General features: G+C 47.1%; 9 protein-coding genes. 8 read left to right on the top strand and 1 reads right to left on the bottom strand.

Annotation, left to right across the window (positions count from 1 at the left end; genetic code table 11):
* A partial coding sequence (locus G493_RS0116310; protein ID WP_161629840.1) for a transposase family protein occupies positions 1-268 on the bottom strand: 268 nt, incomplete at its 3' end.
* A 234-nt stretch (positions 269-502) separates the two neighbouring features.
* Here G493_RS0116310 and G493_RS33860 point away from each other — a divergent pair.
* From G493_RS33860 to G493_RS0116270, 8 genes are all read left to right on the top strand, one after another.
* Positions 503-673, top strand: coding sequence for a hypothetical protein (locus G493_RS33860; RefSeq protein ID WP_167332853.1), 171 nt, complete (start codon positions 503-505; stop codon positions 671-673).
* A 180-nt stretch (positions 674-853) separates the two neighbouring features.
* Positions 854-2,107, top strand: a complete 1,254-nt coding sequence (locus G493_RS0116300) for a hypothetical protein (protein ID WP_028581253.1) — start codon at positions 854-856, stop codon at positions 2,105-2,107.
* The gene (locus tag G493_RS0116295) at positions 2,079-2,615 is read left to right on the top strand and encodes a TadE/TadG family type IV pilus assembly protein (protein ID WP_153306550.1); all 537 of its coding nucleotides are present in this window, start codon (positions 2,079-2,081) and stop codon (positions 2,613-2,615) included. The genes G493_RS0116300 and G493_RS0116295 overlap by 29 nt, the downstream gene beginning before the upstream one ends.
* A 34-nt stretch (positions 2,616-2,649) precedes the next feature.
* Positions 2,650-3,351, top strand: coding sequence for a transposase (locus G493_RS0116290; RefSeq protein WP_028581251.1), 702 nt, complete (start codon positions 2,650-2,652; stop codon positions 3,349-3,351).
* Positions 3,333-3,731, top strand: coding sequence for a hypothetical protein (locus G493_RS0116285; protein ID WP_028581250.1), 399 nt, complete (start codon positions 3,333-3,335; stop codon positions 3,729-3,731). Before G493_RS0116290 ends, G493_RS0116285 begins: the two co-directional genes overlap by 19 nt.
* Positions 3,732-4,433: 702 nt before the next feature.
* The gene (locus tag G493_RS0116280) at positions 4,434-5,792 is read left to right on the top strand and encodes a TolC family protein (protein ID WP_161629839.1); all 1,359 of its coding nucleotides are present in this window, start codon (positions 4,434-4,436) and stop codon (positions 5,790-5,792) included.
* Positions 5,793-5,802: 10 nt separating this feature from the next.
* Positions 5,803-7,008 (top strand): efflux RND transporter periplasmic adaptor subunit, encoded by a 1,206-nt coding sequence (locus G493_RS0116275; RefSeq protein ID WP_028581248.1) that lies wholly within the window; start codon positions 5,803-5,805, stop codon positions 7,006-7,008.
* 11 nt (positions 7,009-7,019) lie between these two features.
* Positions 7,020-10,163 carry an efflux RND transporter permease subunit gene (locus G493_RS0116270; RefSeq protein ID WP_028581247.1) on the top strand — a complete coding sequence of 1,048 codons (3,144 nt, stop codon included), beginning with the start codon at positions 7,020-7,022 and terminating at the stop codon, positions 10,161-10,163.
* Positions 10,164-10,392 lie beyond the last annotated feature (229 nt).

Below are 10,392 nucleotides of genomic sequence, written 5' to 3'. Positions count from 1 at the left end.
AACCGCACTGAGGGCATTTAACACGCGGAACCTTTGCTGTTAAATATGCTTCATGCTGAAAAAAATTCAGGTGACGCCAGGTGAACTCCTTGGTGTCATAAGCTTTCAGCTCGTGTTGTTCACCGCATTTAGGGCAGGTAAACGTGCTTCCTCGTTGAAAGCTGATATAAATATCTACTCGTTTCTTATCCAGGTCGAGCTCTGAGGAGGACACCTGCCAAGGTGGAGTTAAACCAAGGGCCATTTGGAAAAGTTCTATATCTCTCATAATGAAAACGGGATACCACGATAGGCGGTGGCTAAGCAAGCATTACCCACAGGAAACAGCGAGGAACCATAAAACTTCATCCTGTACGTGCGGAGATGGTGACTGATCCTGGTGAATATGCATGGTCAAGTTATAGGACGAATGCACTGGGTGTTTCCTTAAATCTATATACGTCGCATCCTGAATACCTTTATCTTGTCAAAACTGCCAAGAAGAGAAAGAAGGCTTCTCTTGATGTATTTAGACCACCTTGAAGAGGATTTGGTTGAGTTCCGTTCAATGACGAACAAAGGGTTAGCCTTGGGAAATAGTCGGTTTAAAGGTGAAATGGAGGCGCTGACAGGTAGGCGCATGATTGTGAAAAAGAGGGGGAGGCTGGCAAAATCAGGCAAAGAGAACGGTTAATTTTACTCTGACCCGAATTTTCGGTGAGGATAGCGGAAAAAATTTTTTTTCGTTGGGACACAAGGGGAATTCGGGGGTGGCTGTTTTTTATGTTGCGCTAAGAGTCTAATGTATTGATAATGCGCAGGTATCTGTTTTGTCCAAAAGGTTTTTTGTGCGTTTTTAGGAAATGATGAAAGCATGAAGAGATTCTATTGCATATTGCTGGCTGTAGTCTTGCTTGTACAAGTAGACGCTGCTCTTGCCACCGTTGTGTATCAGGGGAAGAGCGGTGATATTTTTGAGCCAGGAAGCAGCGTTGTTGCCCATCAGGAAACGGTACATGCCATTATTGGTAAGGTTGGACAGGCCAAGGGTGTTGGTATGTTGCAGATACAGCTTACGTTAGCTGTTTTTGCTGACACTGGTGAAAAGACGGGAGATCTTGCTGAAGAACGTTGCCAGGTTCTTAAAAGCGCCATTAATACCCGTTACTCAGCCTTGAGAATTGAATGTGATACTGAGACTAAGCACCTGAATACACCGGTGCAGGCTTTAGGTGGAGCAAACCTGTCGTCTAAATCTTCGGTTGATAATCTAATTTTACAAATGGTTCCCATTGCTGCTGGTCAAGTCGGTGGCGCGAATGCTGGGAATAAGCCTGCTGCAGCAACTTTAGATCCTTGGCTGGCAGAGATCCGCAAGCGATACGAAGCAATTGTTGCCAAACATAAGGACTGTGAGTGGTTTCCACCCCCTAAGTATTGTGACATAAAATGTGAAACTCAGGGGAAAAATGGCTGTTACACTGGGGATCCAGGGTATAAAGAATTTGCTTTGTGTATGATTCGCGGACCTAAATGTGAGCTTGTTGCAGGGAGTCATTATTGCACATCTATACAATTGGTTGAGTATGAGATTGAAAAAATAAGAGCTTTGCAAGAAGAAACAGAGATTGTGTATGGTTTAGCTGTAGAAATTGAAAAAAAAACTGGGAGAAAAAATCATATAACATATGATCCTTTTCTTTTTAAAAAAACTATTGATAATAATGAGATTGCTTTAAAGTATTTACGTAGAGCTATTAAAGTTGCTGAGTTGGGTATTAGAGATATGTCCAAAGTATCTGGTTGTAAGGCTGAAGAGTTACAATCAGTATTTTCAAATTGGATTAATATTAATGTTTTTTTTTCTCAGTTTTATCAGGATTGGTATAGGCTTGCTGCTTTAAATAATGCAAAGCAAATACATGACTTTGTTAGGTCGTCTATAGGTGTTCCAGATATAATAAATCCAGGAGAGTTTCCGATATGTATATATATGGGTCAATTATCTTTAAAGGAATCTACTATGGAAAAAGAATCTATAAAATTGTATGAAGAAAGTTTGATGTTTAGTGAATTTGTATATGATAAAATGTCAATATATGGATACCATGAATTGCCTTTGGAATAAAATAGTTGAAGAAAGAGGGCAGAGCTCTGTTTTAGTTGCATTAACTGCTGTGGTGCTCGTTGCATTATTAGCTTTTATTGCTAATATAGGGCAGGTTATCCATGACAAAATGCTGACCCAGGCAGTTGCAGATGCAGTTGTTCTTTCTGCAGCAAATGTCCAAACTGTCGGTATGAATGAGATTGCTGATTTAAATGCTGAAATCAAAAAACTCAAGAATGACCTTGATAAGGATTTAAAAATAGGTAGCCTAATTGGATTTCAGCCAGGTGAAGGACTGCGTACGTTTAGATACTATTATACACAGATAGAGTATGCACAACGCCTTCAGAAAGAGGCAAATAGAGAATTTGCCAAAATGGCGCGTAAGGCAGGCCAAAAGGTATTGGCTAAACATAATGACAACTACGATAAGTTGCACCCCAAGGTAAGAGCCGCAAAAAAAAGGGGTCAGAGTAAAATATGTTGGCTTAAAGCCGCAGGGTTGAAAAGCGAAAAGAGAACATAAAGACAAAAAAATGATATCACATAAGGAGTAGCTGATGGCACGATTAGCTCGCGTTTCACCTGCAAGAGTGCCGGTACATGTTATTCAGCGAGGCAACAATCGTCAGGTATGTTTTGCGTCAGAGGAAGATTATGTTGCCTATATCGGTTGGTTGGCTGAATATGCCAAGAAATATCATGTGGAAATCCACGCCTGGGTATTGATGACGAATCATGTTCATCTTCTTTGCACACCCCTCAAGGAGGGCGCGTTAAGTTTCATGATGCAATCCTTAGGCAGGAGTTATGTGCGTTATTTCAACAAGGAATATGAACGAACGGGTACCCTGTGGGAAGGACGATATAAGTCTTGTCTTGTGCAGTCGGAGCTCTATCTCTTGGAAGTATACAGGTATATAGAACTTAATCCTGTACGTGCGGAGATGGTGACTGATCCTGGTGAATATGTCTGGTCAAGTTATAGGACGAATGCACTGGGTGTTTCCTCAAATCTATGTACGCCACATGCTGAATATCTTTCTCTTGGTAAAACTGCCAATAAGAGAAAGAAAGCTTATCTTGATTTATTTAGAAACCACCTTGGAGAGGATTTGATTGGGGACATCCGTTTAATGACGAACAAGGGGTTAGCTCTTGGAAATAGTCGATTTAAAGGTGAGATAGAGGTGTTGACAGGCAGGCGCGTGGTTGCGAAAAAGAGAGGGAGGCCGGCAAAATCATGCAAAGAGAATATCTAATTTTACTCGGACCCCAATTTTCCCCTGTAATGAGTAGTGAACCACCTGTTTGGCTACCAATGCTTTTAGGAATTGTATCAGGAACCATGGTTTCATATCTTCTTTATAAACTCATTCCAGGATTCTTGAAAAGAGATGATAAGTCAGAAATATCTCTATTAAGATATTATCTTACAGGTATAGTAATCGCGTATTTCTTATTGGTTCCAGTTTGTGGAGCTGCTGCTTATTTAGCCGTGAAATATTTGGGTAATATCAATCATCATGAAGCTTCAGTATTTATTTTTTTAATGGCTATTTGGTTTCCTTTGTGGTGGTTTTGTCCTGTCGGCCTGAGTATTGGCTGGATATTCTACAAGCAAAAGATAATGAAAGTATAAAGATAGAAAGATACAATAAGAAGTAGATCACTGATCGTCTTTCTTGCACCCCTTTCTTGGTAACTGAATACAGGTACCCCTCGAAGTCTCCCGCTGGCCGTTTATCTTTTTGCACGATAGCGGTTTCCCACATAGATAGCCTACCGGAGTCTTCGCTTGCCTGCGAAAAACCGAGCTTGCCCAAATCTGAAGCACCTGTTACCAGTTACACTTTTTCTAGTTGATTCCAGATCGGGTGCAGCCGATCTCCCATGAAGTATACAATTCACGCAGCTTTTGGTAGTTCCAACGTATCACAGTTCGTGTTGCTCTATCCGTCTACATTTGCTTACACTTCGGTACAAAACCTCAATAGGATTTATCCCTGTCCTTCATTATTCTTCCAGGCATTACTTGATTTTTATTGAAAAAAAGGAAAGAAACATGAAGTCAATGACATTGCTGCCAATCTCTCATGGAATTTTTTTAATCTGTTAAAGCTGTACGACACAGACTGAGGAAAAGAATGAGGAGCAAAAACAAAGCGGTTTTTTGGGTGAGTTCATTCTTTAACAGCGATACTCCTCCTCAGAGGTGCTGGAGTGGGATACAGTTTCTAACACTTTTTTTATAGCGATAACGCAAATGGTTTTTCAACGCATATCATTCACATACCTTGGCTTATGCCTATTTCTCACTTTTTGTCTGTCAGGTTGCGGCCTGGTGGGCAAGCAGCCTTCCGCCACCCTGCCGGAAAATCTTCCCTCCTTCTGGCAGGAAAAGGCAGAGGTTGCAGATCTGCCCATTACCACCGGTCTCCTTGATCTGATAGGCAGGGACGAATCTCTTTGTCAGCTTGTACGTGAAGCACTGGAAAACAATCCTGATCTCAAGGCAACTGCCCTGCGCCTGCAGGCCGAAGGGTACCTGCTCAGTGAACCACGCTCCCAAATGCTTCCCAAGATTGATGCGGGCTTCGCTGTGCGGCGGAACAATCAGGAAAGCAACTACGAGACGTATGAAACAGAGACTGCAACCACGTACAAGCCAAGTGCAAGTATCAGCTGGGAACTTGATCTCTGGGGACGTCTGGCTGATCAATACCAGGGCGCGAAAAGTGCATATGCAGCAAAAGAACAGGATTATCTGCAGGCCCGCGATGCATTGGCCGCACGGGTTATTCAGGGCTGGGTCAAGCAGCTTGCTGCCAGGCGTGCAGTAGCCATTGAAGAGGAGCGCTTGCAGGTTCTGACGAGGATTGAAGAGATACTCATTCAGCGCTACCGGGATGGAATCGGCACCCTTGATGACTACTCAACCGCTGCCAGCCGGACACAGATTGCCAAGGCAGATTTGAGCCTGCAGCGAACGGAATTGATACAGTCGGTCCGTGCCCTGGAAATAGTACTGGGAAGATATCCCGAAGGGAAGCTGAGCTCTGATCTTGACTGGCCCGAGCTTTCGCTGCCGCAAGTGAACGCGCCAACCTCTGTCCTTGCCCAGCGACCGGATATCCGGGCTGGACTGGCAAGGGTTGATGCGGCTCGAAACCAGGCAAGGGGTGCGGACAAGGCCAGGCTGCCATCGACAACCCTGTCCGGAGAGGTGTTCCGCTCAGGTTCGACACTATCTGATATCGGTAGCGCCACGACGTACTGGGGACTATTGGGATCATTGTTTCAGCCCATATTTGAGGGTGGAAAACTGCGCGATGAGGCGCGTGCCCAACACAGCGAGGCCGATGCCACGGTGCAGGATTTGCGGGTTATTGTTCTCCGTGCACTTTCGGAAGTCGAAAACACCTTGACCCTTGAGCGTGAACTGGCTGTCCAGGCCGCAGCACTTAAAATTGCCGAAGAGGAATCGAAAAAAAGCAGCCTCTATTTTACCGATCGCTACCGTCAGGGATTGGACAACATTCAGAGCCTGCTCATAGCCAGAGAACAGGAGATATCCACCAGAATCCGCCTCAACCAGGCCCAGGCAGATCGCCTGAGTAACCGTATTGATCTGGCGATTGCCCTGGGAGTGCCGGTGACAGCGCCAGAGAAAGAACAGCAGCCAACAGCATTACACAACTAATCAGAAAGCAATGAAAAAAACACTCTTTCAAAAAACAGCAGGCAAGTGGATTATTTTTATCCTGACCGTGCTTGTCTGCGTATCGCTTGCCGCTCTCTTTTTGCAGTCAAAACCAAAGGAACAGGCTGAACATACCGATAATAATACAAAAGATTCAGCTTTGTCCGGCATGCCGGTATCCATTGTTTCGATCCACCCATCATCCTACCCGGCTTTGATCACCGCCCTTGGGGAGGTAAAGCCTCTGTGGCAGTCCGCCATCAAGGCAAAGGTGGACGGCGCTGTGCTCAATGTTTCAGACCGTCTGCAACCCGGCAATCTGGTGAAAAAGGACGAACTGCTCCTGGAAATCGACAGCACCTCCTTTGATGCGAGACTCAGTGAAACAGAGAGCCAGGAAGCTGAAGCAAAGCTTGCCCTGCTCAAAGAGGAACGTGAATCCCGTGAAGCCCAGGCAAACTGGCATCGATCCGGTATCAAGGGCGCGCCGGCTGATCTTGCCCTGCGAAAACCTCAGCTCGATGCTGCCCGTGCGGCAGTACAAGCTGCTCAGGACGCGGTGACCAATGCGAGAAAGCAGCGCTCATATACCAAAATTCGTGCCCCCTTTGACGGCATTATTATGGAGCGTCATGTCAATCCCGGAGAAACGCTTTTTGCAGGTGATGCGGTATTTACGCTGTTTTCAGTGCAGACAGCGGAAATTTGGGTTCATGTGGCCAATGAGCAATGGCAGCTTCTCGGTGCAAACAAAGCTCAGGTGCAGGTCCGTGTCGTTTCTCCTGAGACCGGTGCCTCCTGGCAGGCGCGCCTGGTGCGGGATGCCCAGCGGCTCAATCCGCAGTCCCGACTGCGAACCCTGTATCTGCAGGTGGATAATCCACTTGAACAAACACCGCCACTTTTAACCGGAACCTTTGTCCGGGCCGAAATCACCGGCCTGGACATCCCGAACCTGCTTTGCATACCGGAAACAGCGCTCACCAGGCAGGGGTTTGTCTGGTTTGTGCAGGCTGATAACCGCCTGCATTCCATACAGGCGCAGCCGGTTTTTTATGGCGAAGGAGTGGTCTATATACGAAATCCCGGCGAGAGCGAAACATACTCGGTGGCGGTCTCGCCCAATGCCAGTTTCACCAATGGGTTATCAGTGCAGCCGCAACCCCATGAAAAGAAAAATGCTGAGCAAGCCTCCACAACCTCAGCAGCCAATTAACATACAATATAATGGATACCTTATCTGCCTGGTTTACCAGAAATCCGGTTGCCGCCAATTTGCTTATGCTGCTTATCGTGGTTGCCGGAGTGTTTACACTGTATACCATCCGTATTGAAGGCTTTCCTTCGGTTCCGACCAATACGATTTCCATACAAACCATGTACCCCAATGCCAGTGCCCAACAGGTGGACGAAGGCATTACCCGCAAAATTGAAAAGGCCCTGGAAGGAATGCCAGGGATCAAAAAAATATCTTCGGTCTCTGAGCGGGGCCACTCACAGGTCAGGGTCAAGAAAAACAGCAAGACGAATATTGACCGTTTTCAAAATGATATCCAATCACGGGTGGACAGCATTTTTAATCTGCCTGGACGCTCGGAGCGCCCGATTATAACACGGGAAGAATTTAATCTTATGGCCCTGATTGTCCAGGTCTATGGCGATGTGGATGATATCACCCTGCAAAAGGTCTCAAGGGAAATCAAGGAAGATTTGCTCGCTGATCCCAAGATAAGCAAGCTGGTTATGTTCGGGCAAAATTCCTATGAAATCCGTATTGAAGTAGACACTGACAAACTCCGCGCCTATGGCATGACTTTGACTGAGGTCGCCGAGGCCATCAACAAGGCATCCTTTGATTATGTCACCGGCAGCATTGAGAGTAAAAGCGGTAAGATTGTTATCCGGGCGGATCACAAGGCGGATTCCTATGAAGAATTCGCAAGTATTGGCCTGCGAACCTTGAGCGATGGTTCAAGGCTTCTGGTGAAAGATGTCGCCAAAGTCATCGACGGCTTTGATACTGAACCATTTTTTGCCCGTTTTCAGGGGAAACCCTCGGTGGGGATTCTCGTTTACAGCGGTGAAAAGGCAGACCTGATCGCAATAAACAAGGCTGCACTGAAAGCCATTGAGCGCATTCGCCCCCGTTTGCCCAAAGGTATCTCCATTGATACCTGGGCAGAACAGGCACCCTATATGAAGGCGCGTCTGTCATTGCTCGCTTCCAACGCCTGGCAGGGACTTATGATCGTGTTTCTGCTTCTGGCCCTTTTTCTCAACGTCAAGCTGGCCTTCTGGGTCGCCATGGGTATTCCCATTTCCCTTTCCTGTGCCTTCATGCTCATGGGCGAACGCTTTCTGGGATATTCACTTAACGATATCACCACCTTTGGCATGATCATTGTTCTTGGCATTCTGGTGGATGATGCCATTGTGGTTGGCGAGAGTGTGTTTGAAAGCCGCAGGGAAAACGGCGATGCCGTGGAAGGAACAATCGAAGGAGTGCGGCGGGTGTCCACGGCCACAGTGTTTGGCTGTTTTACAACGGTTGCAGCTTTTTACCCGCTTCTTTTGATTGATAACGAGATCGGGAAAATTTTTGCCAGCTTTGCGGTGGTGGTCATCATCTCGGTTATCTCCTCCATGATGGAGAGTAAACTTATCCTGCCAGCACATCTGGTGTCGATCAGTATGGGGAAATCAAAACAGATTGCCCGGTATCATCCGGCCAGAATCTGGCGCAAGGTTCAGTTCTTTGCCGGGGCACTCATGAACTTTGTGCGTGATCGTATCTATCAGCCCTTGCTTCATTTTACCCTGAATCAGCGTTATGCGGCCCTGGTCATTTTGCTGACCGTTGCCGTCTGCGGCATCAGCCTGATTTTCAACGGTAAAATCAAAACCGCCTTTTTTCCTGAGGTTCCCGGCCAGATTATTACCGTGAAGCTGAAAACCAGAAGCGGTTCTCCATCAGAGCTGACCGTGCATAACATTACGCTTATTGAACAGGCTGCGGAAGAGCTGAACCGCGAACTTATGGATACGCTGCAAACCGAAAAACCACCCATCATGCATATCATGACCGGGGTTGAAGGAGAAAACAGCGCCGAAATATATGCAGAGCTTCAACCTGAAGAACATCGGCAGATCGACACTATGGAAACCCTGCATCGATGGCGGAAAAAGGTTGGTACACTTGAAGGCGTGGAAACCCTGACCTTTAGCGGTTCCTTTGAATCCGGCGGTGGTTTTGTTGTTGAGCTTGCCGCCACGGAAGAGGCTATCTTGAAAGAGGCGGTCAGGCAGTTTACCGATGAATTAGGGCAACTGGATGGGATTCATGATCTTCGTGATGATCTCAGGCAGGGGAGTCCGCAGCTGCGACTGCGCCTGAAGCCCGAAGCGAGACATCTGGGTCTGACTCCCGCGGACCTTGCAGCCCAAGTTAGTGACGCCTTTGGCGGCTTGGAAATCCAGCGTGTGCCGCGTGGAACCGAAGAGGTCAAGGTGATTGTAAAAAATCGGGAAGATCACCGCCGCTATCTTCAGGATTTGATGCGTGCCCGTATCCAGACCAGTGAAGGCGACTGGGTGCCTCTGTCGCTTGTAGCCGACATCCAGTCCGGTTACGCACCAACCGCAATCAGCAGGCAAAATGGTCAGCGGGTGGTGCAGGTCGAGGCTGAGCTGGATAAAAAAGTAATCACTTCCGGTGATGCCATCAAAGTGATTCAAGAAAGAATCATCCCGAAATTACAGCAACAGTTTCCCCAGGTGACTACTAATCTGGCAGGCGAGCAGGAAGAGATGAATGAGATGAAGGGCGGCTTGATCCGTGCCCTGATTATGATCCTGCTGCTCATTTACACCTTGCTTGCCGTACCATTGAAATCCTATGTCCAGCCCTTTGTTATCATGTCGGTCATTCCCTTTGGCTTTGTCGGGGCGGTGATTGGGCACTGGATCATGGATTTTCCGTTGAGTGTGCTCTCCTTTTTCGGGATGCTGGCGGTCACTGGTGTGGTGGTCAACGACAGCCTGGTTCTGCTGACCCGCTACAATGAGCTGCGGTCTGGCAGTCCTACCTGTTTTGACGCCCTGATGAATGCAGGAAAAAGCCGGTTCAGAGCCATTATCCTTACCACCCTGACCACGGTTTGTGGCCTGCTTCCACTGCTGTCCGAAACATCCGAGCAGGCACAGTACCTCATCCCGGCTGCCATATCCCTTGCTTGGGGCGAACTTTTTGCCACACCGGTCACCCTGTTCATTGTGCCGGTACTGATCCATATGGGACATGACTGGAAGAGACTTGTACGGAAATTCAAGGCTCTATTTACCAGAAATACAGGATCACAATCAGTTCATTAAAAAAGAGATAGTCATGACAATGTAACTGATCACGGGGTTGACACTGCTGATATTTCAATTGGGTATGAGCCGTAACTGGTTGCAGGTGCCTCAGATTTGAGCAAGCGCGATTTTGAGCAGGTAGGCATAGACTCCATACGCCTGTCTTCTATGCGTGAAATTCAGAACGTTCAAAGAGGTATGCGACCAGAGGGAGACTCCCTGGAGTGTCTGTGATCAGTTACAAGAA

It is taken from the genome of Desulfogranum japonicum DSM 18378, assembly GCF_000429945.1.
GTDB classification, from domain to species: Bacteria; Desulfobacterota; Desulfobulbia; order Desulfobulbales; family Desulfobulbaceae; genus Desulfogranum; species Desulfogranum japonicum.
This window is presented reverse-complemented; position numbering and strand designations above follow the sequence as displayed.

Excerpts from the sequence above, each read along its gene's own strand:
- G493_RS33860 (WP_167332853.1), top strand. The coding sequence starts at position 503 with ATGTATTTAGACCACCTTGAAGAGGATTTGGTTGAGTTCCGTTCAATG.
- G493_RS0116300 (WP_028581253.1), top strand. The coding sequence starts at position 854 with ATGAAGAGATTCTATTGCATATTGCTGGCTGTAGTCTTGCTTGTACAA.
- G493_RS0116295 (WP_153306550.1), top strand. The coding sequence starts at position 2,079 with ATGGATACCATGAATTGCCTTTGGAATAAAATAGTTGAAGAAAGAGGG.
- G493_RS0116290 (WP_028581251.1), top strand. The coding sequence starts at position 2,650 with ATGGCACGATTAGCTCGCGTTTCACCTGCAAGAGTGCCGGTACATGTT.
- G493_RS0116285 (WP_028581250.1), top strand. The coding sequence starts at position 3,333 with ATGCAAAGAGAATATCTAATTTTACTCGGACCCCAATTTTCCCCTGTA.
- G493_RS0116275 (WP_028581248.1), top strand. The coding sequence starts at position 5,803 with ATGAAAAAAACACTCTTTCAAAAAACAGCAGGCAAGTGGATTATTTTT.
- G493_RS0116270 (WP_028581247.1), top strand. The coding sequence starts at position 7,020 with ATGGATACCTTATCTGCCTGGTTTACCAGAAATCCGGTTGCCGCCAAT.